This is a genomic window from Enterococcus sp. DIV0802b, from assembly GCF_050543535.1.
GTDB classification, from domain to species: domain Bacteria; phylum Bacillota; class Bacilli; order Lactobacillales; family Enterococcaceae; genus Enterococcus_D; species Enterococcus_D entomosocium.
Window position 1 is genome coordinate 917,543 of record NZ_CP172941.1, and the last position, 23,334, is coordinate 940,876.

20 protein-coding genes and 2 pseudogenes are annotated in these 23,334 nt (G+C 42.1%); 21 read left to right on the plus strand and 1 reads right to left on the minus strand.

Annotated elements, in window-relative coordinates:
• The first annotated feature begins 94 nt into the window (after positions 1–94).
• From IGJ12_RS04155 to cls, 9 genes and pseudogenes are all read left to right on the plus strand, one after another.
• Positions 95–1,384 (plus strand): carbohydrate ABC transporter permease, encoded by a 1,290-nt coding sequence (locus IGJ12_RS04155; protein WP_005237298.1) that lies wholly within the window; start codon positions 95–97, stop codon positions 1,382–1,384.
• 2 nt (positions 1,385–1,386) lie between these two features.
• The gene (locus IGJ12_RS04160; RefSeq protein WP_005237297.1) at positions 1,387–2,220 is read left to right on the plus strand and encodes a sugar ABC transporter permease; all 834 of its coding nucleotides are present in this window, start codon (positions 1,387–1,389) and stop codon (positions 2,218–2,220) included.
• Positions 2,221–2,230: 10 nt separating this feature from the next.
• Entirely contained in the window at positions 2,231–3,046 is an 816-nt protein-coding gene (locus tag IGJ12_RS04165; RefSeq protein ID WP_086299192.1) for a DUF1189 domain-containing protein, read from the plus strand.
• A 247-nt stretch (positions 3,047–3,293) separates the two neighbouring features.
• Positions 3,294–5,678, plus strand: a pseudogene (gene secA, locus IGJ12_RS04170) (preprotein translocase subunit SecA); the annotation flags it as partial.
• Between the two features lie 45 nt (positions 5,679–5,723).
• A pseudogene (locus IGJ12_RS04175) lies at positions 5,724–5,798 on the plus strand (SEC-C metal-binding domain-containing protein); the annotation flags it as partial.
• An 88-nt stretch (positions 5,799–5,886) separates the two neighbouring features.
• Positions 5,887–6,994, plus strand: a protein-coding gene (gene prfB, locus IGJ12_RS04180; protein WP_101495161.1) for a peptide chain release factor 2 whose coding sequence is annotated in 2 segments (ribosomal slippage) — positions 5,887–5,958 and positions 5,960–6,994 — 1,107 coding nt in all. Because the reading frame shifts where the segments join, the coding sequence is not laid out codon by codon here.
• Between the two features lie 112 nt (positions 6,995–7,106).
• Entirely contained in the window at positions 7,107–7,793 is a 687-nt protein-coding gene (gene ftsE / locus IGJ12_RS04185; protein WP_005237293.1) for a cell division ATP-binding protein FtsE, read from the plus strand.
• Positions 7,786–8,670: a permease-like cell division protein FtsX gene (gene ftsX, locus IGJ12_RS04190; protein WP_005237292.1), complete on the plus strand. Its 885-nt coding sequence runs from the start codon at positions 7,786–7,788 to the stop codon at positions 8,668–8,670. Before ftsE ends, ftsX begins: the two co-directional genes overlap by 8 nt.
• 123 nt (positions 8,671–8,793) lie before the next feature.
• Entirely contained in the window at positions 8,794–10,239 is a 1,446-nt protein-coding gene (gene cls / locus IGJ12_RS04195; protein WP_005237291.1) for a cardiolipin synthase, read from the plus strand.
• Positions 10,240–10,300: 61 nt separating this feature from the next.
• Here the strand turns inward: cls and IGJ12_RS04200 are convergent, their stop codons facing one another.
• Positions 10,301–10,420, minus strand: coding sequence for a DUF4044 domain-containing protein (locus tag IGJ12_RS04200; protein ID WP_005237290.1), 120 nt, complete (start codon positions 10,418–10,420; stop codon positions 10,301–10,303).
• A gap of 332 nt (positions 10,421–10,752) precedes the next feature.
• Here IGJ12_RS04200 and IGJ12_RS04205 point away from each other — a divergent pair, with 332 nt between their 5' ends.
• The 12 genes from IGJ12_RS04205 to IGJ12_RS04260 all read left to right on the plus strand — a co-directional run bounded on the left by IGJ12_RS04205 (position 10,753) and on the right by IGJ12_RS04260 (position 23,330).
• On the plus strand, positions 10,753–11,121 hold the full coding sequence (locus tag IGJ12_RS04205; protein ID WP_218193171.1) for a DUF3397 domain-containing protein: 369 nt from the start codon (positions 10,753–10,755) through the stop codon (positions 11,119–11,121).
• Between the two features lie 198 nt (positions 11,122–11,319).
• A complete protein-coding gene (mraZ, locus tag IGJ12_RS04210) occupies positions 11,320–11,751 on the plus strand; it encodes a division/cell wall cluster transcriptional repressor MraZ (protein WP_005228792.1) in 432 nt (143 codons plus the stop codon).
• 24 nt (positions 11,752–11,775) lie between these two features.
• Positions 11,776–12,735 carry a 16S rRNA (cytosine(1402)-N(4))-methyltransferase RsmH gene (gene rsmH / locus IGJ12_RS04215; protein ID WP_008377332.1) on the plus strand — a complete coding sequence of 320 codons (960 nt, stop codon included), beginning with the start codon at positions 11,776–11,778 and terminating at the stop codon, positions 12,733–12,735.
• A 5-nt stretch (positions 12,736–12,740) separates the two neighbouring features.
• Complete coding sequence (gene ftsL, locus IGJ12_RS04220) at positions 12,741–13,160, plus strand: cell division protein FtsL (protein WP_008377334.1); 420 nt, start codon at positions 12,741–12,743, stop codon at positions 13,158–13,160.
• Positions 13,161–15,356: a penicillin-binding transpeptidase domain-containing protein gene (locus IGJ12_RS04225; RefSeq protein WP_008377336.1), complete on the plus strand. Its 2,196-nt coding sequence runs from the start codon at positions 13,161–13,163 to the stop codon at positions 15,354–15,356.
• A gap of 15 nt (positions 15,357–15,371) precedes the next feature.
• Positions 15,372–16,334: a phospho-N-acetylmuramoyl-pentapeptide-transferase gene (mraY, locus tag IGJ12_RS04230; protein WP_005237283.1), complete on the plus strand. Its 963-nt coding sequence runs from the start codon at positions 15,372–15,374 to the stop codon at positions 16,332–16,334.
• A gap of 12 nt (positions 16,335–16,346) precedes the next feature.
• Positions 16,347–17,705 carry a UDP-N-acetylmuramoyl-L-alanine--D-glutamate ligase gene (gene murD / locus IGJ12_RS04235; protein WP_005237282.1) on the plus strand — a complete coding sequence of 453 codons (1,359 nt, stop codon included), beginning with the start codon at positions 16,347–16,349 and terminating at the stop codon, positions 17,703–17,705.
• 15 nt (positions 17,706–17,720) lie between these two features.
• The gene (gene murG, locus IGJ12_RS04240) at positions 17,721–18,815 is read left to right on the plus strand and encodes an undecaprenyldiphospho-muramoylpentapeptide beta-N-acetylglucosaminyltransferase (protein WP_005237281.1); all 1,095 of its coding nucleotides are present in this window, start codon (positions 17,721–17,723) and stop codon (positions 18,813–18,815) included.
• A gap of 86 nt (positions 18,816–18,901) precedes the next feature.
• Positions 18,902–19,894, plus strand: coding sequence for a cell division protein FtsQ/DivIB (locus tag IGJ12_RS04245; protein WP_429961761.1), 993 nt, complete (start codon positions 18,902–18,904; stop codon positions 19,892–19,894).
• A 153-nt stretch (positions 19,895–20,047) separates the two neighbouring features.
• Entirely contained in the window at positions 20,048–21,370 is a 1,323-nt protein-coding gene (ftsA, locus tag IGJ12_RS04250) for a cell division protein FtsA (RefSeq protein ID WP_005237279.1), read from the plus strand.
• A gap of 31 nt (positions 21,371–21,401) precedes the next feature.
• A complete protein-coding gene (gene ftsZ / locus IGJ12_RS04255) occupies positions 21,402–22,646 on the plus strand; it encodes a cell division protein FtsZ (protein WP_005237278.1) in 1,245 nt (414 codons plus the stop codon).
• Between the two features lie 12 nt (positions 22,647–22,658).
• Positions 22,659–23,330 carry a YggS family pyridoxal phosphate-dependent enzyme gene (locus IGJ12_RS04260; protein WP_008377340.1) on the plus strand — a complete coding sequence of 224 codons (672 nt, stop codon included), beginning with the start codon at positions 22,659–22,661 and terminating at the stop codon, positions 23,328–23,330.
• The last annotated feature ends 4 nt before the right edge of the window (positions 23,331–23,334 follow it).

Sequence of the window (23,334 nt, forward strand, 5' to 3'; positions counted from 1 at the left end):
CCTTGCAACGTAGCACGCAAGAAATTGCTTGATGAGATTGATTTCTATGGATCGTCGGCCGCTTGGCAGACTTTCGATTTTAAGGAGGATACATATGAGGACGAATTCAAAAGCCACGCAGACAGCGCTTCTTTCAATCATCCCTGGGGTGGGACAATTCAAAAATGGTCAGAAATTTAAAGCGGGACTCTTTTTTGCGGTCTTTCTAATTTTTCTAGGCGAAATGCTTTTGTTCGGTGGACAAGCATTATATAACTTTGTCACACTGGGATCAGTACCGATGGAACACAATTCTTTGTTCTTGTTGATCGAAGGAACGCTACAGGTCATCGTTACCGTTATTTTCATTATCTTTTGGGTTTTAAATATCAAAGATGCCTATCAAGTTCGCCAAAGTATTGAAAAAGGGTTCCCGGTGGCAGTTACGAGAAAAGAGTTTTTCAATAAATTGTATGAGGATGGTTTCGCTTATCTATTGACGATCCCAGCCTATCTGGTGATGATCGTAGCAATTATTTTTCCGGTAATGGTGACACTCTTCATGGCGTTTACCAACTATGATTTTCGACATATTCCGCCAGCAAACTTAATCGACTGGATCGGTTTTTCGAATTTTACGAATATCTTCACCTTAAGTTCTTACCGCGACACCTTTGTAAAAGTGTTTAGTTGGACGGTGATTTGGACCGTTTTAGCAACTACTTTGCAAATTACCTTAGGAATACTGACAGCTGTTGTTGCCAATCAAAAATTTGTGAAGTTCCGTCGGGTCTTCGGGGTGATTTTCTTGCTTCCTTGGGCGGTGCCAGCGTTTATCACAATCATGAGTTTTTCAAATATGTTTAATGATACCGCAGGAGCGATCAATACGCAGGTGATCCCGCTATTGAACAATCTGCCCTTTGTGGATATTGGGAACATTGCTTGGAAGACCGATCCGTTTTGGACGAAAACGGCGATTATTTTGATTCAGGGTTGGTTAGGGTTTCCATATATTTATGTTATGGTCTCAGGGATTTTACAATCCATTTCTGAAGATTTGTATGAAGCAGCCAAAATGGATGGAGCAAATGCGATTCAGCGTTTTCGCAATATTACGTTACCGGCGATCTTTTTGGTGGCAGCACCAACCTTCGTTACGCAATATACAGGGAACTTTAATAACTTCTCCATGATCTATCTCTTTAACGAAGGTGGTCCAGGAAGTTTAGGTGGAAATGCCGGTTCGACGGATATTTTGATTTCATGGATCTACAAATTGACGACGGGCGGCTCGCCACAATACTCGATTGCTTCTGCATTGACCTTGATCATTTCCTTTGTGGTGATTTCCATTTCATTACTGGTGTTTAAAAAGACGAATGCATTTAATATGGAGGATTGAGGATGAAAAAGAAAAAGTTTTCTTTCAGCAAATTATTTACCTACTTGTTTATGATCGCTTTATCGATCGTTATCATCTATCCCTTGTTGATTACCGCCACCTCAGCCTTCAAGGCAGGGAATATGATCGCCTTTCGCTTGGATTTTGATGCGGATTGGACATTGAACAACTTTCGACGATTGTTCAATGAAACCCCCTATTTGACATGGTATAAAAACACCTTGATCGTGGCTGTTTCCACGATGGTGATCCAAGTAATGATCGTAACACTGGCAGGGTATACTTACAGTCGTTATCGCTTTGCCGGTCGTAAGAGCAGTTTGATGGTGTTCTTGATCGTTCAGATGGTGCCAACAATGTCGGCGTTGACCGCTTTTTATGTCATGGGCTTATTAGCAAACGGCCTAGATAGTTTCTGGTTCTTGACACTGATCTATATCGGTGGTGGGATTCCCATGAATACTTGGCTGATGAAAGGGTACTTTGATACGGTACCGATCGACTTGGATGAATCAGCAAAACTTGACGGTGCAGGGCATTTCCGCATCTTTTGGCAAATCGTTTTGCCCCTCGTAAAACCAATGGTCGCCGTGCAAGCATTGTGGGCCTTTATGGGGCCATTCGGCGAATTCTTGCTGGCGCGGTTCTTGCTTCGCTCACAAGAGCGTTTGACCGTCGCAGTCGGTCTGCAGACTTTTATCAACGATGCCCGTAACCAACGGGTAGCACTTTTTGCGGCTGGGGCGATTTTGATCGCCGTACCGATTGCTGCACTGTTTTTCTTCTTACAAAAATACTTTGTTTCAGGTTTGACCTCGGGCGGAACAAAAGGATAGGAATGATAGGATGTCTGAACAACGATTTCCCTTAACATACTTTGGGGCCATATTTTCTCCAACAAAAGTCTATGCATGGCGTAAAAAATTAAATCGCTGGCAGCAAGTGTTTGTCTATATTTTCTTGATGTCCTTGCTGATGATCCCGCTGACCTTGATGATCAGCAAGCAAACGGATCAAGCCTTTGCAGCATTTTTCCCCCATGCAAAAACACTCATGACTGCTGAAACAGCAGCCGAATACAGTGAACTGCAGCTGGAAGATGGCAAACTTTTAACGGATGAGTCACAAGTCTTTTCGCAAACAGAAGCGGGCATTATAGGTGTTGCGCTTTCAGAAGCGGACCTTTCAAGAGCAAAATATGCCATCAATTTTCGTGAAACAGACTGGACCATCAAAGAGGAAATCGATGGACAAACCTATCATTATGAGATGCGTTACACGGCGGAAATGATGCCTGATCAAGTGCATGATGCGGCTTCGTTTCAGAAAGTGATCGAAGACGGCTTTTATCGCAACAACGAGACGGCGATTTTCTTCAGCCAGACGATCACGGTGGCATTTTTATTGGTGGCAATGAATAGTATCCTCGTCATGGGCGCAGCGTTTTTCCTCTGGCTGACGAAAAAGTCGCGACTGTCGACGATCAGCAGTTTCAAAGAAAGTACCAACGTGATTTTGAATGCACTGGGGGCAGGCTCTCTGGTGGCGATGTTGGCAGGATTTATTGGCGCGGACATCATCTTGATGATTGGGATCCAATCTTTAGGCATGCTGCTGATGCTCTTCTTAGCTTTCTTAAAAACCCGTTTTAAAACGGCCTAATTTGCAAATATTCGCAACAAGTCATTTGGACGTGCGCTGGACTTTGGGCACCGATCGATGGCTTGTTGCGTATTTTTTCCCTTCGTTTCTTTAAAATCTGTGAAAAAAGGTTAAGAATCCGTTTATCACGCAAGATTGATGCGATAGTTCTATCGAAAAATATTTCATTTATGGTGAACTAGTGCTAAAATAGTTAGGAGAGTTTCCAGCTAGGATAATGTAGAAGTAAAAGGAGAATTATTAAGGTATGGCCAATTTTTTTAGAAAATTAATCGAAAACGACAAAAAAGAATTAAAACGTCTTGACCATATTGCGAATCAAGTTGAATCACATGCGGATGAAATGGCCGCTTTATCTGATGAACAATTACGCGGGAAAACCGATGAATTTCGTCGTCGTTTCCAAGAGGGAGAGACTTTGGATAAATTATTACCTGAAGCTTTTGCAGTAGTACGTGAAGCTGCAAAACGCGTTTTGGGTCTTTATCCTTACCACGTCCAATTAATGGGTGGGATCGTCTTGCATGATGGGAATATTCCAGAGATGCGTACCGGTGAAGGGAAAACCTTGACGGCGACATTACCTGTTTATTTGAATGCCTTGAGTGGTCAAGGCGTCCATGTCGTAACCGTCAATGAATACTTGGCAACTCGTGACTCGACTGAGATGGGAGAGCTGTACAACTTTTTAGGATTGACAGTCGGTTTGAACATCAACTCAAAATCAGCAGAAGAAAAACGTGCGGCGTATGCTTGTGACATCACTTATAGTACAAACAATGAATTAGGGTTTGACTATTTGCGGGACAACATGGTGGTTTATCGTCATCAAATGGTACAACGTCCATTAAACTATGCCATTGTCGATGAAGTCGATTCGATCTTGATCGATGAAGCGAGAACGCCATTGATCATTTCAGGACAAGCAGAAAAATCGACCGCGCTATACAATCGGGTCGACAATTTCGTCAAACGCTTGACGGAAGAAGAAGACTACAAAATCGATATTCAATCAAAAACGATCGGCTTGACAGAACGCGGGATCGAAAAAGCGGAAGAGACCTTCGGCTTAGAAAACTTGTATGATATCGAAAACACCGCATTGACCCATCACTTGGACCAAGCGTTGCGGGCGAATTACATCATGATTCGTGACATTGATTACGTGGTGCAAGATGGCAAAGTAATGATCGTTGACCAATTTACAGGTCGGATCATGGATGGCCGCCGCTATTCTGACGGGCTGCATCAAGCGATCGAAGCAAAAGAAAGTGTCGAGATCGAAGATGAAACCAAAACGATGGCGACGATCACATTCCAGAACTACTTCCGGATGTACAAAAAATTGTCTGGGATGACCGGTACTGCGAAAACGGAAGAAGAAGAGTTTAGAGAAATCTATAACATGCAAGTCATTCAGATTCCTACGAATAAACCGATCTTACGGGATGATCGTGCGGACTTGCTTTATCCAACACTTACCAGCAAATTCCAAGCAGTCGTTCAAGACATCAAAGAACGTCACCGCAAAGGGCAACCAGTCCTTGTAGGGACCGTCGCTGTTGAGACTTCTGAATTACTATCATCAATGCTTGATCGGGAGAAAGTTCCTCATGAAGTATTGAATGCCAAGAATCACTTTAAAGAAGCGGAAATCATTTTGAATGCTGGGCAAAAAGGCGCTGTAACGATCGCGACCAATATGGCTGGTCGGGGAACGGATATCAAGTTGGGTCTTGGTGTTGCAGAACTAGGCGGATTGGCAGTTATTGGTACCGAGCGTCACGAATCACGACGGATCGACAACCAGTTGCGGGGACGTGCGGGACGTCAAGGAGATCCAGGGATGTCGCAATTTTACCTGTCGCTAGAAGATGATTTAATGAAACGTTTTGGTTCTGAACGAATCAAAGTGTTCTTAGATCGGATGAAAATCGATGAAGGCGATGCCGTGATCCAAAGTAAGATGCTTTCAAAACAAGTAGAATCTGCCCAAAGACGAGTGGAAGGGAATAACTACGATACCCGGAAAAACGTCTTGCAATACGATGACGTAATGCGAGAACAGCGGGAAGTTATTTACGGACAACGTCAAGAAGTAATCATGGAAGAAACGGATCTTTCACCACAATTAATGAATATGGTGAAACGTTCCATCAGCCGTGTCGTTGACAGTCATACGCAATTAGAAGAAAGCAATTGGAATTATGAAGGAATCGTTGATTTTGCTGCCAATGCACTTGTTCATGAAGATACCATCAGTATTGAAGACATCAAGGGCAAATCAGCTCAAGAGATTAAAGATTATCTAAACCAACGGGCAGAAGAAGTCTTTGAACAAAAGAAAACACAACTTAATAGTCCAGAACAATTACTGGAATTTGAAAAAGTAGTGATTTTACGAGTCGTTGATACGAAGTGGACCGACCACATCGATGCCATGGATCAATTGCGCCAATCGGTTGGGTTACGGGCTTATGGACAAAACAATCCGTTAGTTGAATACCAAACAGAAGGATTCAATATGTTTGAAAACATGGTTGGAGCCATCGAGTATGAAGTAACTCGTCTGTTTATGAAGGCAGAAATCCGCCAAAACGTTCAACGGGAACAAGTAGCCCAAGGAGAAGCACAAGGGGTAGAAGAAGCACCGGCTGCCCAAGCGCCAAGTTTCAAAAACGTGGGCCGCAATGATCCTTGTCCTTGCGGAAGCGGGAAAAAATTCAAGAATTGCCACGGGAAAAATATGTAACACGTTTTGAAAAAGGTGAGAGTAGGCTGGCAGACGTTTTTGTCCAGTCTACTTTCGTTTGTAAGAAAAAAAGAAAGAAGGAATTTTAATGGAAATCGCAGATATTCGGAATCAATTGACCCAGATGAATGAAAAAATAATCAGTTTTAGGGGGTCTCTTTGACTTAGATCAGTTAGAAGAGGACATTGCGGAAGCGGAACACCAAATGGCAGATCCTACCTTTTGGGATGATTCAGAAAAAGCTCAACAAGTCATTAACGCCAACAATGCCAACAAAGAGACTTACGATCAATTCAATCAGCTAGCAGAAGAATTGGAAGAACTCGAAGTGATGTTGGAAATGATTCAAGAAGAAGCCGATCCGGAAATGGAAGCAGAACTTGATGCGCGAATCGGTAAGTTAAATGAGAAAATGGCTTCTTATGAATTGTCGATGTTGTTAGATGAACCCTATGATCGAAACAATGCCATCATCGAGCTGCACCCGGGAGCAGGCGGTACCGAGTCGCAAGACTGGGGCAGCATGCTGTTACGGATGTATACTCGTTTTTGCGAACAACATGGGTATCAGGTGGAAACTTTGGACTATCAAGCCGGTGATGAAGCGGGGATCAAAAGTGTCACATTACTTGTGAAAGGCCACAACGCCTATGGCTATTTGAAGTCGGAAAAAGGCGTGCATCGCTTGGTCCGTATTTCACCTTTTGATTCTGCTAAGAGAAGGCATACGTCATTTTGCTCGGTGGATGTGATGCCAGAATTAGATGGGGCGATCGATGTGGAGATCAACTCAGATGATTTGAAGATCGATACGTACCGCGCAAGCGGCGCTGGTGGACAGCACATCAACAAAACCGAATCTGCTGTGCGGATCACTCACATTCCAACAGGTACAGTGGTCGCTAGCCAAGCCCAGCGTTCACAGCTGAAAAACCGTGAGCAAGCGATGGGGATGTTGAAAGCTAAGCTGTATCAATTAGAAGTCGAAAAGAAAGAACAAGAAGCAGCAGCCTTGCGAGGCGAGCAATTAGAGATCGGCTGGGGCTCGCAAATTCGTTCTTATGTCTTCCATCCCTATTCAATGGTCAAAGATCACCGAACGAATTTCGAAACTGGGAATGTACAGGCAGTCATGGATGGCGATTTGGACGGCTTTATCGATGCCTATTTGAAGCTGAAACTGAATCAAAAATAACCTGGTATGACTTAAACAGATTGAAACACAATTGTAATCTGTTGCAAGCAAGGTGAAATATATTCATGCTATAATAAGCCAGAATGAAAATTTGAGATGGAGAGATAGCTGTATGATAGAAATGAAAGATATAATGAAAAAGTACTCTAATGGTACGACTGCTATCCGTAACCTTTCGATTTCAATTGATCAAGGGGAGTTTGTCTATGTCGTTGGACCATCCGGCGCCGGAAAATCAACCTTTATCAAATTGATGTATCGAGAAGAAAGAGCAACAAAAGGCGTTTTGAATGTCGCAGGATATGATTTGGTCGGCATGAAAAACCGTGAGATCCCTTTGATGCGCCGGGAAATCGGCGTGGTCTTCCAAGACTACAAACTTTTACCGCGGAAAACGGTCTTTGAAAATGTTGCTTATGCAATGCAAGTTATCGGACGCAAACCCCGTGATATCAAAAAACGGGTGATGGAAGTTTTGGATTTGGTCGGACTGAAACATAAAGTTCGGGTCTTTCCAAGTGAGCTTTCCGGTGGGGAACAACAACGGGTGTCGATCGCTCGTGCCATCGTAAATACACCAAAGGTATTGATTGCGGATGAACCAACCGGAAATCTAGATCCTGAAAACTCATGGGAAATCATGAAATTGCTTGATCGAATCAATGCACAAGGAACAACGGTCGTTATGGCGACCCATAATAGTACGATCGTAAATACGATTCGTCATCGCGTGATCGCGATTGAGAATGGCCGCATTATTCGCGACCAAGCGGAAGGAGAATATGGTTACGATGATTAGAACATTTTTCCGTCATCTCCTGGAGAGTATTAAAAGTTTAAAGCGTAACGGCTGGATGACTATCGCGTCATTGAGTGCCGTGACGATCACATTAACATTAGTCGGTATTTTTCTAGGTGTAATCTTAAATGCAACAAAACTAGCCGAAGATATTCGTGAGAATGTGGACGTGTCGGTTTTCGTTGATATTGGTACAGAACAAGAAGACATGGATGCTTTAGAACAGGCCTTAAATGATCTGCCGAACGTTTCAGAAGTGACATTTTCTAGTCGAGACGAAGAATTGCAGAAGATCCAGGATGCCATGGGGGATTCATGGAACTTGTTCGAAGGCGACAGTAATCCACTGTATAACGTATTTGTTGTAAGTGCAACAGATCCAGAGTATACGACAGAGATCGCAGAACAAGCTGGGGATTTGCCGAATGTCTTTAAAGCCGATTACGGTGGAGATTCTTCTGACCGAATCTTTGAATTGTCTGCGGCTGTGCGGACTTGGGGCTTAGCTGCTGCTGTCTTACTGATTTTTGTGGCAATGTTCCTAATCTCTAATACGATTCGGATCACGATTTTGTCCCGTCAAAGAGAAATTCAAATCATGCGTCTGGTTGGGGCGAAAAACGGCTACATTCGTTGGCCATTCTTCCTTGAAGGAGGCTGGATCGGACTCTTAGGATCAATTGTCCCAATTGCGTTGATGTACTTCGGGTATCATCAAGTTTATGCAATGGTCAATCCATCCTTGCTACGTTCAAATTACAGCTTAATTGCACCAAATATGTTTCTAATACAAGTGTGCGGTGTGATGGCACTGATTGGTATCGTGATTGGTTCGCTTGGTTCCGTCTTATCAATGCGCCGATTTTTAAAATTCTAAACGTATGTTTTATTAAAGTCGATCGTCAGATCGGCTTTTTTTGTTTCATCACAGTGTTTCTTTACTTTAGGTACTATTTTTTGATATGCTTTAGTAGCGGGAAATCGGGGAAGAGGTGGAAAAATGGTTGTAATGGATAATTTGGTAACCATTTTATTTATAGTTAATATTTTGTTATCAATCATTATCATTTTCAGAGAGAGACGTCAGACTGCTCAGACATGGGCCTGGCTTTTGGTCTTGATGTTCATCCCAATCGTTGGTTTTGTGCTTTACTTTTTCTTTGGTAGAGGAATTTCCAAGGAAAAGATTTTCGATATGCGCTCACAAGCAAAGATTGGTCTAAACGTTGAATTAGAAGAACAAAAACAAGCGCTCGCGCGTCATTTGTTTCCGCATCCGCCGACTGCTCAAGTAGAAGTCCAGCAGTTAGTCTATCTATTGACGGTCTTTGGTCAATCCCTCTATACGACAGCCAATAGCATGACACTTTATACCGATGGGCGGCAGAAATTTGATGCCTTGATCGCGGATATCGAACAGGCAAAAAATCACATTCATATGGAATATTATATTTATCGCAGTGATGCATTGGGAAATGAAGTCAAAGAAGCATTAGTACGAGCCGCAAAGCGAGGCGTAAAAGTAAGAGTCTTATTAGATGCTTGGGGCAGTACTCAAGTATCATTGAAGTTTTTTGATGAATTGCGTCTGCATGGCGGGCAAATTGCTTTTTTCTTTCCTTTGTTCGTTCCTTATGTCAATCCGCGAATCAATTATCGGAATCATCGCAAAATCGTGGTGATTGATGGTGAGATTGGCTATACAGGCGGTTTTAATGTGGGAGATGAGTATCTAGGTCAAGTGGAAAAATTTGGCTATTGGCGAGACAATCACTTGCGAATTGCCGGCTCAGCAGTCTATTCGCTGCAAAATCGGTTTCTCATGGATTGGAATTCACAACACGCCTTGGAGATCAAATATGATCCTTCTTTGTTTCCTGAAATCAAACAAGCGGGGACAGTCGCAGCCCAAGTCATCACTAGTGGTCCTGATACGGAACATGAAGAAATTAAAATGACGTATTTGAAAATGATCAATTTAGCCAAAAAAGAAATCCTAATTCAAACGCCGTACTATATTCCGGATGAAGCCATTCATAACGCCTTAAAGTTAGCACTGCTCTCTGGGGTGAAAGTTCATATACAAATTCCGAACAAACCAGATCATCCCTTGGTTTACTGGGCGACCTATTCCTTTGCGGCTGAGCTGCTTCATTTTGGCGCAATCATTGAAACCTATGAGAAAGGGTTTATGCATGCGAAAACGATGATTATAGATAGTGGACTTGTATCGATTGGCTCAGCAAATATCGATGTTCGATCCTTTCGTCTGGATTTTGAAGTCAATACGATTATCTATGATGCGCAACTTGCGACTCAAACAAAAGAAGCGTTTCTGGCGGATTCGATCGATTCCAAACCATTAACGATCGAAGCATATCAACAAAGAAAATTGACGATCAAGATCAAGGAAGGCCTGGCACGTCTTGTGTCACCGTTACTGTAAAAAAATGCCCTTTTCCAAAAGATGGAAGCCATCATTTTGGAAAAGGGCATTTTTAATAGGATTAACCCATAATACTTGTGTACGCTGCTAAGAAAATCGAGCCGACAGTGAGAATAAGCATGGTCCAGATCACGACTTGCGTGATTTTTGCAAAGGTACTTTTTGGTTTTTTCTCGTTCATTCTAATCCACCTTTTAGAGTTATTCTAGTGACAGTTTACCCTCAATTTCTCAAGAACTCAAGTTGATCCAAGGAGAAATTAAGAAAATTTCAATTTCACTATAAAAAAATTCGTTAGAATGGCAAGATAGGCTTGTTGAAGCTACGCCCTTCTGTTTTAATAGGTAAAGAAATACATTCTTTAAAACTTTCAAAAGTTAGTTGTTGAAATAAGAGCCTCCTTAAAAAATTTCATGGCTGTCTTATTCCGGCTTAAATTTTTAAAAGAACTGAAACATGGATGTAAAGAAAATAAAGTATAGTGACACTAGTTGTTAGAAAGGATTTTGCTGTATGTCTGGATTTAATCCAATCGTTTTGTTTTGGTATATTTTTCCTGTGCTCGTTTATTTTGCTTGTCGTTTTATCGTTTCTGCACTTTCGTTGAATGATCGTTACCATGTGAAGGCACCGGATTTAGCGGTACCATTTTTAATGGTGGGGATTCATCAATTATCAAAATATACTTTTGATCAAGCAATCACATTGTATTATTTGATCTCCATTTTTTTATTAGGCATTCTACTGGCCGTCTTTCAGGCGTACTACTATGAAGAGATCCAATATGGTCGCTATTTTAAGATGTATTGGCGCAGTATTTTTCTATTTACGATCATTTTTCATGTCGTTTTGATCATTCTAAATATCGTAAGTTACTTATAGTGTTTTGCCCCTTGATAAACGTCCATTTTTTTACTTAAAGTTTTTTTAAAGACTTTAAGGAGTCTGATTTCGTCTTTTTGTTCATTTGGTAAAGAAAAGTCAAACAACTTCCCTTTCAAATTTCATATAATTTGTGGTAGAAAGTGGGGGATTGTGGTAGACTGTGAATATCAGGTGGAGATCGGGGGTTATTTATCGATGTTTATGGGTGAATTTCAACATTCGATAGATGCAAAAGGCCGACTAATCGTCCCTTCAAAACTACGAGAAAAACTCGGAGAAAAATTTGTTGTGACACGTGGATTAGATGGCTGTTTATTTGGCTACCCCTTATCTGAATGGGAAAAACTTGAAGAAAAACTAAACGAAATGCCTTTAGCGAAAAAGGATGCTCGGACATTTGTCCGCTTCTTTTATTCTGCTGCAACAGAGTGCGAGATCGATAAACAAGGACGAATCAATATCCCTGTTACATTGAGAAATCATGCAGACCTTACTAAAAGCTGCGTGATCATCGGGGTTTCAAATCGAATCGAGATTTGGGATGAAACGCGTTGGCAAGCATTCTCTGAAGAAGCAGAAGAAAACTTTGATGAAATTGCTGAAACAATGATCGACTTTGGCTTATAGGCTTGATAGGAAGAGGAAAAACACATGGCAGATTTTCAACACTACACCGTTATGCTACAGGAGACCGTTGATGGATTATCAATTCGTCCAGAAGGCGTCTATGTCGATTGTACATTAGGTGGAGCTGGTCATAGTGAATATTTATTGTCACAACTGTCTGAAGAAGGACATCTCTTTGCTTTTGATCAAGACCAAACCGCCATCGACCATGCAAAAGAACGTTTAGCACCTTATGTTGCTAAAGGGATGGTCACGTTTATTAAAAGTAATTTCCGCTATTTAAAGGAAGCATTGAATCAACACGGCGTAAGCCGAGTCGATGGTATTTTGTATGATTTAGGTGTTTCCTCACCCCAATTAGATGAAGCCGAACGTGGCTTTAGCTACCACCAAGATGCACCGCTGGATATGCGGATGGATCAAACTGCAGCATTGACTGCCTATGAAGTGGTCAATCAATTCGACTACCATCAATTAGTCAAAATCTTCTTCCGTTATGGAGAAGAAAAATTCTCAAAACAAATCGCTCGTGAAATCGAGCGGGTGAGACAAGATCATCCCATCGAAACAACGGGGGAATTGGTCGATATCATCAAAACAGCCATTCCAGCTCCAGCAAGAAGAAAGGGCGGTCACCCAGCAAAACGGGTTTTCCAAGCCATTCGAATTGCAGTCAATGATGAGCTAGGTGTAATTGAAGAATCACTTGAACAAGCCATTCATCTTTTAGCAGTCAACGGACGTGTCAGTGTGATCACGTTCCACTCATTAGAAGATCGCATTGTGAAATCGATGTTCAAGGAATACAGTACACCAAAGGATATGCCACCAGGTCTGCCGATGATACCAGAAGAATTTCAACCAACACTAAAACTTATAACAAGAAAACCACTTCTTCCTACTGAGGAAGAAGTAGCTGAAAATAATCGTTCTCGTAGTGCGAAACTACGAATCGCGGAAAAAATCAAGGAAAGCGAAGGGTAACAACTATGGCAGAACTAAAAGTTCATGACTATGAATTCAGAGAACCTCTTGAATCACAACCTTTGGATCACTCTGAACCGACAACTGAAAAACTGCCTACTGATCCCCAGCGTCCTGAGGTCATCCGTGTACCAGCATCTCCGGCTCGTCGGTTAAAAAGTATTTCTACTCTAGAAAAACTGATTGCTGCCTTTGTGATTATCGCTGTATTGACGTTGGCAATCTTGACCATCAATATTCGGACCAATATCAGCCAAGTTGAGCATGATATTTCCTTGATCCAATCGGATATCACTGAGAAAACAACACAAGCAGAACAGTTGGAACAAGAGAAAAATGAACTTTCTAAAACCGAGCGCATCCAAAAGATTGCTGAGGATAATGGATTGTCGATCGATGATGGCAATTTAAGGAAAGTGGACTAAATGAAGTTAACAGATAAATTCAAGCAATACTTAAAAAAGAACAATCAAACTACAACGAACAATCGCAAAAAAGTAGGTATTATTCTCTTTGCTACGAGTATTGGATTGTTCTTTTTGTTTGTCACGCGTTTGAGCTATATCGTCATTGTCGGGGATGTCGCGGGAACTTCATTAGCAGAAAAGACCAAAAATCTTTATGAAGGCAGCGAAGTGATCAAAGCGAAACGTGGAACAATCTATGACCGTAATGGGATTCCGATCGCCGAAGATGTGACCTCGTATTCCATTTATGCTGTTTTGAATCAGAATTACAAAGATGGCAACAAAAATCTCTTTGCAGAAAAAGCAAACTTCAATAAGTTGGCCAAAATTTTGTCAGATGTATTGTCCATTGATCAAGAAACAGCAGTCAATACGTTAGAGGATGGCCTTGAGCAACAATTGTGGCGGGTCTCTTTTGGGAGCAAGGGAAATAATATTACATTAGAACAAAAAAATGCGATCGAAGATGCAATGGAAAAAGAAGATATTGCCGGCTTCCATTTTGATAGCCATCCAGCTCGCCTTTATCCGAATGGGGTCTTTTCTTCTCACTTTATCGGGTATGCTGTTGCCAATGATGACGATACTGGTCTAGTCGGCAAAACTGGGTTGGAAGCTGCTTACAATGATGTATTATCGGGAACTGATGGTGAGATCGTTTATCAAAAAGATAACAATCAAAACCCGCTGCCCGGAACAGTAGCAGAGACCGTCGCAGCCGTTGACGGAAAAGACGTTTATACCACCATCGATAGTCGAATCCAAAGCTATTTGGAAACGCTGATGGACAGCGTCTTTAAAGAAAACAAACCAGAAAACTTAACAGCGAACTTAATGGATGCCAAAACCGGCGAAATCATAGCGATGGCGCAACGACCAACCTACAATCCAGAAAATTTGGATTCGATCAATGATTGGCAAAATCTGTTAGTTGAAGACAACTATGAGCCAGGATCAACCATGAAGATTTTGACGACAGCAGCTGCCATCGATCAAGGCATCTTCAATGAGAACGAAACCTTTACCCCAAGTCCTGATGGATTAAAACTTTACGATGCAACCATCAATGACTGGGACTTTGGTCAAAAAGGAACATTGACGATGCGCCAAGCTCTTTCATGGTCCAGTAATATCGGAATGGTGACCTTGGAGCAGCGGATGGCTGATCGTTGGCAACAATACTTAAAAGAATTTGGCTTTGGCCGTAGCACCTATTCAGGATTGCCTAACGAAAATACTGGAATCACCCCAGAAGATAATCCTGTCAGCCAAGCGATGACTTCCTTTGGTCAAGCGATTGGTGTGACGAATTTCCAAATGATGCAGGCTTTCACATCGGTCGCAAATAATGGAACGATGCTGAAACCACAATTTATTAGTAAAATCGTTGATGGCAATACTGGAGAAGAAACGGTCACGCAACCAGAAGAGGTCGGCCATCCGATCACAAAAGAGGCTGCAACAGAGGTCCGTGAATATATGCGTGATGTTGTCGAGAGTGAAAATTATGGAAGTGCCTATGGCGTTTATGAATTACCTGGCTACAACATTTCTGCAAAAACAGGGACGGCCCAAGTAGCCGATCCAACAACCGGTAAGTATTTGTCTGGTGGCACCAATTATCTATATTCCGTTGTTTTGATGTTTCCTTCAGAAGAACCAGAATACATTTTGTATTTGACGATTAAATTACCAGAGAAGCACGAAAGCACCGTGTTGGGTGAAATTGCCAATCCATTGATGAAACGGGTCATGGATCTGAAAAACTCTGCATTAGAAGAAAGCACAACATCTGGTAGCGAAACAACTGTGGGGGATTATCGCAATCTCGATACAGAATCGGCTGCAACGGATGTTCAAAAAGCTGGATTGATCCCGGTAGTCATCGGGGATGGTGAAAAAGTCATTGCCCAATCGGTTGACAGTGGGACTTCGATCATGCCTGGCGGACGGGTACTGCTCGTTACCGACAGCGATAAGTACTATATGCCGGATACGACTTCCTGGTCAAAAGCAGACTTAATCAAATTTGGTAGTCTGCTGAATGTAGACGTCAGTTTTGAAGGAAACGGCTATTGTACCAAACAAAGCGTGGAACCATACACCGAATTATCAGGACAATCGATCAAGTTTACACTAAGTGAAAACGAATAAATAGGAGAGAACAATATGGAATGGACAGAGATGATATTACCTTTGGCAAGTGGCTTTGCGATCGTAACAGCCACAATGCCTTTGTTTATCGGCTATTTTCAAATGAAGAAATACGGACAGGAAATACGTGGTGACGGCCCCAAATGGCACAATGTAAAGGCCGGTACACCAACGATGGGTGGGTTTGTATTTTTGATTTCTGCAATGATCACTGCCATCTGGGTAGGAGCATGGCAAAATCAATTGACTGCTTCATTGTTCATTCTTTTGTTCATTACCTTGGTTTATGGTGCATTAGGATTTCTTGATGACTTCATCAAGATTTTCCGCAAACGAAATATGGGGCTGAACTCGTTGCAAAAGCTGATTGGACAGATTTTAGGCGGACTCGTCTTTTACTTTGTTTTTCGATCCGAAGGCAATGCGGATGTACTGAATTTCTTTGGGATAGACGTGTCGCTATCGATTTTTTATGGCTTGTTCGTCATTTTTTGGCTTGTTGGTTTTTCAAATGCAGTCAACTTGACGGACGGTATCGATGGGCTAGTCGCAGGACTGGGCACGATTTCTTTTTCAACTTACGCACTGATTGCTTGGCGACAAGATCAAATCGATGTGTTAATCGTTTGTCTTGCGATCATCGGCGGATTGATCGGCTTCTTTCCCTACAATCGCAAACCGGCAAAAATCTTTATGGGGGATGTCGGCTCACTGGCTTTAGGCGGTCTGCTGGCAGCTATCTCGATTCTTTTACACCAAGAATGGACCCTATTGCTTGTCGGACTGGTCTATGTTTGTGAAACAGCAAGCGTGATGCTGCAAGTTGCCTCATTCAAATTAACAGGCAAACGAATCTTCAAGATGTCACCCATCCATCATCATTTTGAAATGAGCGGATGGTCTGAGTGGAAGATCGACACTGTGTTTTGGTGTATCGCGTTAGGTTGCTCGTTGCTCACAATAGCCCTTGTATGGTAGGAGATGAAGAAAATGAAAAAAATTACAACATATCAAAATAAAAAAGTTCTTGTGCTAGGATTAGCGCGTAGTGGATTCAGTGCGGCCAAATTGTTACATGATTTGGGCGCACTTGTGACCGTTAATGACGGAAAGCCATTTGCTGAAAATCCAGAAGCACAAGATCTTTTGGCTTTAGGGGTCAAAGTGATCACTGGCAGCCACCCGATTGAATTATTGGATGAAGGATTTTCGCTAGTCGTTAAAAATCCAGGGATCCCCTATTCACAACCTCTTGTTCAAAAAGCTTTAGAGAAAAAAATTCCTGTGATCACGGAAGTGGAACTAGCGTATCAAATCTCTGAAGCGCCGATTATCGGTATTACTGGTACGAATGGAAAAACCACCACAACGACTATGATCGCCAATGTCTTGAATGCTGGAATGGAAAAAGGACAGGCATTGCTTTCTGGAAATATCGGGTTTCCTGCAAGTTCCGTTGCTCAAACAGCTAAGCCTGAAGATCGCTTGGTGATGGAGCTTTCAAGTTTCCAATTGATGGGAATCGATACCTTACGGCCGAAAATCGCTGTCATCACGAATATATATGAAGCCCATATCGATTACCATGGTAGTCGCCCGGAATATGTCTTAGCAAAATGGCGCTTGCAACAACGAATGACCGCTGACGATTATTTAGTGATCAACTGGAACCAACCGGAACTAGAAGCACTGTCGGCCAAATCAAAGGCGAAAATCATTCCTTTTTCCACCAAGGAAAAAGTAGCAGGAGCATATATGCTTGATGGGATGCTCTACTATAAAGAAGAAGCAATTATGGCAGCGGAGGAACTTGGCGTACCAGGGGCACACAATATTGAAAATGCCTTAGCGGCGATCGCTGTTGGAAAACTTTGCAATATGCCAAACGAAGCAATCAAACAAGCGTTGCAAACCTTCACTGGGGTACCTCATCGGACCCAGTATGTCACCACCATCAATCAGGTGAAATTTTTCAATGATTCCAAAGCAACCAACATCTTAGCAACAGAAATGGCCTTAGGCGGTTTTGACAATGAGAAATTGGTCTTATTGGCAGGCGGCTTGGACCGTGGCAACAGTTTTGATGAGTTGGTTCCAGCACTAAAAGGACTCAAAGCTATCGTAGTGTTTGGAGAAACAAAAGAAAAATTAGCCTCAGCCGCTCAAGCAGCTGGCGTAAAAACGATTGAAATGACAGACAATGTTGAAACAGCCGTCCCAGTTGCCTTTTCTTTAAGTGCTGCTGGAGATACGATTCTATTGTCACCGGCGAATGCAAGTTGGGATCAATACCCTAATTTTGAAGTTCGCGGCGACAAATTTATGGCGGCAGTAGCAGAACTTAAATAGAAATGAGTGAAGGACATGAAAATACTTGTGACTGGCGGCGGTACTGGCGGCCACATCTATCCAGCGTTGTCTTTTGTCGATTACGTAAAAGAGATTGACCCGACAGCCGAATTTTTATACATTGGTGCAACAAGGGGCTTAGAGAATAAAATCGTCCCTCCAACAGGTATTCCTTTTAAAACGTTAGAGATCCAAGGCTTTAAGCGTAAGCTGTCTTTTGATAACGTAAAAACGATCCAGCTTTTCATGAAAAGCTATTATGCAGCAAAGAAAATCATCAAGGAGTTTCAACCGGATGTGGTGATTGGCACCGGCGGCTATGTTTCTGGCGCCGTGGTCTTTGCTGCAGCGAAGTTGAAAATACCTACCATTATTCATGAACAAAATAGTGTTCCTGGAATCACCAATAAGTTTCTAACCAAGTATGTGGATAAAATCGCCATTGCTTTTCACGATGCTTCTCAATACTTTCCAGCGAAGAAAACGGTGCTAGTGGGCAATCCCAGGGGGCAAGAAGTACGGAATAGTCAAAAGTCGACGATTTTGTCTTCTTACGATTTAAATCCGGCGAAAAAAACGGTTTTGGTTTTTGGTGGGAGTCAAGGAGCTCTGAAAATCAACCAAGCGATCATTGATGCGCTGCCGCTTTTTGCTCAAAAAGAGTATCAGTTACTTTATGCATCTGGGGAAAGGTATTACAAAGAGATCGAAGAAAAAATCGGGATGTCAAAAGATGCTTTCCCTAATATCAGTATTCGTCCCTATATCGATCAAATGGCAGAAGTGATGGCAAATAGTGATTTGTTGATTGGACGAGCAGGCGCCACATCGATTGCCGAATTTACGGCATTAGGGATTCCAGCAATTCTGATTCCTAGCCCTTATGTGACTAATGACCACCAAACAAAGAACGCCCAAAGTTTAGCCAATGCAGGAGCAGTCAAAATGATTGCCGATCATGAACTAAACAGCCAAAACCTCGTGGAAGCAGTAGATAGTATCATGCAAGATGAAGCCCTTCGTAGTAAGATGGCCAAAGCCTCAAAAGAACAAGGGATCAGCGATGCCTCGGAACGATTATTTCGACTTGTGCAAGAGGTAATCAAATAGTACAATGTGTGGGATAGAAAGGAGCGATTATCATTAGTAAAGACAAAACACCTCATGATGATCAAACCCCCTCGTCAACGGAAGAGTTGACCCCTTGGCAAAAAGAAAATCTAAAATATTTGCAAGAAAAAGGCAATCAGCCAGCTTGGTCTTCACCCGCTTCTGAAGAAACAGAAGACATGAAAGAAGCGCATGAAGATGAAGAGGAGTTGGCAGAAGAAGCACTTTTTGAAGCAGAACAAGCGATAGAAGAAACCAACGCTGGGAAAGAAGAGCTGCCTGAGCCAGAAAAAAAGGCTCGCTCCTTTGCTGACCGGCTACCTAATCTAAAGGCGTACCGCAATCAAGTATTGATTCGCCGTTTAGCGCTGATTATCGGTTTACTGATGATTCCTTTGCTGATTGTTTTGTATTTTGTTTCGCCGCTTAGTCGTTTGGCTAATGTGGTGGTCAAAGGCAATCAAGAAGTATCCGCAGAAGCGATTCTCGAAAATTCTGACCTAGCCGTCAATGAAGAGATGTGGCCGCAATTTTTTGAACGGAATCAGAGTGTAGCAGCAATCAAAAAAGAATTGCCGCGCATAAAAAATGCTTCTATTTCTTTATCTGGTATTAATCGTTTTGATATCACTGTCACTGAATTCCAGGAAGTGGCTTTATTAGCCAAAGATGGCGGCTATGCACCAGTTTTGGAAAATGGCGCTGTTTTGGATGATATCAGTGAGCAGCCAGAGGAAGGATTGCCGGTTTTAGAAAATTTTTCGGCTGAAGACAAAATCAAGGCGACACTCAGTGCCTATCAAGAATTAAGTTCAGAAATTCGAGATGGCATTTCTCAAATCAAATACACCCCCCGTGACAGCAATGATGAACTGTTAACTCTCTTTATGAATGATGGCAATCAAGTGATTGTCAATATCTCAAATATGGTGAGTCAAATGCAGTATTATCCGCAAATTGCCAAAGATTTGACCGAGGACAGTATTGTGGATATGGAAGTTGGGATCTTTACTTACCCAATTTCAAATACACAAGAAGACGATGCAGACGAAAATCAAACAGCTGATAGTGATTCTTAGGAAAAATTCAAGAGTTTTTTTCATTAACTTGTTTCTAAAAAGCGCCATTATATGGTAGAATTGGTAACAGTGAACAAATTATTCGAATGAACTCTAAAAACGGACTGTGATGGTTCGCTATATATCCAATTTAAGTAGGAGGGAACCCCATCCATGGCAAAAACGGGAATGTATGTTGGCCTTGATATCGGTACGACATCTGTAAAAGTTGTAGTAGCCGAATACGTTGACAGCCAAATGAATATCATTGGTGTAGGAAATGCAAAATCAGAAGGAATCAACCGTGGCATCATTGTAGATATCGATAAAACGGTACAAGCCATTCAAAGAGCAGTAAGACAAGCAGAAGAAAAAGCAGGAATTCAAATTCGCAGTGTAAGTGTTGGTGTACCAGCCAATCTTCTTGAAGTGGAAAATTGTCAAGGGATGATCGCTGTCAACAGTGAATCAAAAGAGATCACCGACGAAGACGTCCGCAATGTTGCTTCCGCAGCACTTGTACGTTCAACCCCTCCTGAAAGACAGATCATTGCTATCTTACCGCAAGAATTTACAGTGGATGGTTTTGAAGGGATCAAAGATCCTCGTGGCATGATCGGTGTTCGCCTAGAGATGTTTGGTGTGGTTTATACAGGACCAAAAACCATCATTCACAACATTCGTAAATGTGTGGAAAAATCTGGTCTGATCGTTAATGAAGTAGTCATTACGCCATTAGCACTGACAGAATCGATTTTATCTGATGGTGAAAAAGATTTTGGTACGATCGTTATCGACATCGGCGGTGGCCAAACGACGACATCAGCGATGCACGACAAGCAATTGAAATTTACCCATGTGAACCAAGAGGGTGGCGAATTTGTCACAAAAGACATTTCGACAGTTTTAAATACCTCCTTCAACAATGCAGAAGCGTTAAAAATCAATTATGGGGATGCGTATCCTGAACGGACGTCCGCTAGTGAAGAATTTCCAGTGGATGTGATTGGGAAATCAGAACCTGTGAAGATCGATGAACGCTATTTGTCAGAAATCATCGAAGCACGTATGGAACAGATTTTTACCAAATCAAAAGAAGTCTTAGATGAAATTGATGGACTTGATTTGCCAGGTGGCGTGATTTTGACTGGTGGTGCTGCAAGCCTGCCGGGTGTCGTAGATTTGGCTCAAGAAGTATTCGAAACAAACGTTAAGCTTTACGTTCCTAATCATATGGGACTTAGAAATCCTGTATTCACCAATGTAATCAGTATCGTTGACTATTCAGCAAACTTAAGCGAAGTCTATCAGCTTGCCAAAAGTGCGATCACTGGTGAAAAAACAGTCGCGCAACAGCCCGTTGCCATTCAACAACAAGAAGTGCATTACGAACAATATGAAGCTCCAGAAGAAACTTATGAAGAAACAGAAGAAGAGAAAAAAGGTGAGTCGATCACAAACCGAGTAAAAGATTTCTTCTCAAATATCTTTGAATAATCTAAAACGATTCTCAGGAGGAAGATAAACTATGGAATTTTCAATTGATAATAACATCAATGACGGCGCTGTGATCAAAGTCATCGGAGTCGGCGGTGGTGGCGGCAACGCAGTAAATCGTATGATCGAAGAAAATGTCAAAGGCGTAGAATTTATTGCAGCCAACACTGACGTTCAAGCATTAAAAAATTCAAAAGCAGAAACAGTCATTCAATTAGGCCCTAAATATACCCGTGGTCTTGGTGCTGGTTCACAACCAGAAGTTGGTCAAAAAGCAGCAGAAGAAAGTGAAGATTCTATTCGTGAATCATTAGAAGGCGCGGATATGATTTTCATTACCGCTGGTATGGGTGGCGGAACCGGGACCGGTGCTGCACCGATCGTAGCTAAAATTGCCAAAGAAATCGGCGCATTGACAGTCGGCGTCGTTACTCGTCCGTTTACATTTGAAGGACCAAAACGCGGCCGTTTTGCTGCTGAAGGAATCGCTAAATTAAAAGAGAATGTCGATACCTTATTGATCATCTCAAACAACCGTTTGTTAGAAGTTGTTGACAAGAAAACGCCAATGCTTGAAGCATTCCGTGAAGCAGACAATGTCTTGCGTCAAGGGGTTCAAGGGATCTCAGACTTGATCACTGCACCTGGCTATGTCAACTTAGACTTCGCTGATGTGAAAACAGTGATGGAAAATCAAGGCACCGCTTTGATGGGAATCGGCGTTGCTAGCGGCGAAGAACGCGTGATCGAAGCAACGAAAAAAGCAATCTCTTCACCATTGCTAGAAACATCGATCGATGGTGCTGAACAAGTGCTATTGAACATCACTGGCGGATTGGACATGACTTTATTTGAAGCACAAGATGCTTCTGATATCGTCGCTCATGCGGCAACAGGTGATGTAAATATTATTTTAGGTACATCAATCAATGAAGACTTAGGCGATGAAATCCGTGTGACTGTCATTGCAACCGGCATTGACCCTTCTAAAAAAGAACGTGGGTCTCGCTCTAGCAGACAAAGTCAAAGCCAAATTCATTCTATCCCACAAAAACCAACCTTAGATATGGACCAAGCGCGTCCTGCACAAGCAGAAGAAAGCAATGGTTTTGGTGATTGGGATATCCGTAAAGAACAAAATGTACGACCTAAAGTAGAAGAAAACACATTTGAAAATGTAGAAAAGAAAGAATTCGACACCTTCAGCCGTGATGAAGTACGCTCGAATGATGACGACGAATTAAGCACACCACCATTTTTCCGTCGTAAACGCTAGGGGGCAGAGCACATGATTTCTGAGAACTTGCACAAGATCCAGCAAGAGATACAGGACTCCTGTGCTCTTGTTTCTAGAAATGCCAGTGAGGTCTGTTTGACAGCTGTGACAAAATCCGTCGATACAGAAACGACAAGAGAACTTCTAGAAAATGGTGTGCGTGATTGTGCAGAAAATCGAGTAGAAAAGCTACTTGAAAAAAAGGCAGCATTAACTGATTACCCAGATGTCCGTTGGCATTTTATTGGTAATTTACAGCGCAGAAAGGTAAAATCAGTTATAAATGAGATTGATTTTTTCCATGCGTTGGATTCAATCAAACTGGCACAAGAAATTCAAAAACGAGCAGAGCATCCGATCAACTGCTTTGTGGAAGTGAATGTTTCGCAGGAAGCAACGAAACAAGGGATTTTCGTAGAAGAGGTGGTGGCTTTTATTGAAGCACTCGCTTCGTTCGACAAAATTCGTGTTGTTGGATTGATGACGATGGCCCCGCTCACTGCTTCCAAAGACGAGCAGCATCAGATTTTCAAAGAATTAAAAAGGATTCAACAACAGATCGCTGACCTGCATCTTACACATGCCCCTTGCTTAGAAACGAGTATGGGAATGAGTAATGACTTTCCCATTGCGATTCAAGAAGGCGCAACATTTATTCGTGTAGGAACAGCATTATTTCAATAAAAAA

Coding starts and splice junctions, on each gene's coding strand:
- rsmH (WP_008377332.1), top strand. CDS start 11,776: ATGGCAGATTTTCAACACTACACCGTTATGCTACAGGAGACCGTTGAT.
- IGJ12_RS04165 (WP_086299192.1), top strand. CDS start 2,231: ATGTCTGAACAACGATTTCCCTTAACATACTTTGGGGCCATATTTTCT.
- ftsZ (WP_005237278.1), top strand. CDS start 21,402: ATGGAATTTTCAATTGATAATAACATCAATGACGGCGCTGTGATCAAA.
- mraY (WP_005237283.1), top strand. CDS start 15,372: ATGGAATGGACAGAGATGATATTACCTTTGGCAAGTGGCTTTGCGATC.
- murD (WP_005237282.1), top strand. CDS start 16,347: ATGAAAAAAATTACAACATATCAAAATAAAAAAGTTCTTGTGCTAGGA.
- cls (WP_005237291.1), top strand. CDS start 8,794: ATGGTTGTAATGGATAATTTGGTAACCATTTTATTTATAGTTAATATT.
- ftsA (WP_005237279.1), top strand. CDS start 20,048: ATGGCAAAAACGGGAATGTATGTTGGCCTTGATATCGGTACGACATCT.
- ftsE (WP_005237293.1), top strand. CDS start 7,107: ATGATAGAAATGAAAGATATAATGAAAAAGTACTCTAATGGTACGACT.
- IGJ12_RS04155 (WP_005237298.1), top strand. CDS start 95: ATGAGGACGAATTCAAAAGCCACGCAGACAGCGCTTCTTTCAATCATC.
- mraZ (WP_005228792.1), top strand. CDS start 11,320: ATGTTTATGGGTGAATTTCAACATTCGATAGATGCAAAAGGCCGACTA.
- murG (WP_005237281.1), top strand. CDS start 17,721: ATGAAAATACTTGTGACTGGCGGCGGTACTGGCGGCCACATCTATCCA.
- ftsX (WP_005237292.1), top strand. CDS start 7,786: ATGATTAGAACATTTTTCCGTCATCTCCTGGAGAGTATTAAAAGTTTA.
- IGJ12_RS04225 (WP_008377336.1), top strand. CDS start 13,161: ATGAAGTTAACAGATAAATTCAAGCAATACTTAAAAAAGAACAATCAA.
- IGJ12_RS04200 (WP_005237290.1), bottom strand. CDS start 10,420: ATGAACGAGAAAAAACCAAAAAGTACCTTTGCAAAAATCACGCAAGTC.
- IGJ12_RS04160 (WP_005237297.1), top strand. CDS start 1,387: ATGAAAAAGAAAAAGTTTTCTTTCAGCAAATTATTTACCTACTTGTTT.
- IGJ12_RS04260 (WP_008377340.1), top strand. CDS start 22,659: ATGATTTCTGAGAACTTGCACAAGATCCAGCAAGAGATACAGGACTCC.
- IGJ12_RS04205 (WP_218193171.1), top strand. CDS start 10,753: ATGTCTGGATTTAATCCAATCGTTTTGTTTTGGTATATTTTTCCTGTG.
- ftsL (WP_008377334.1), top strand. CDS start 12,741: ATGGCAGAACTAAAAGTTCATGACTATGAATTCAGAGAACCTCTTGAA.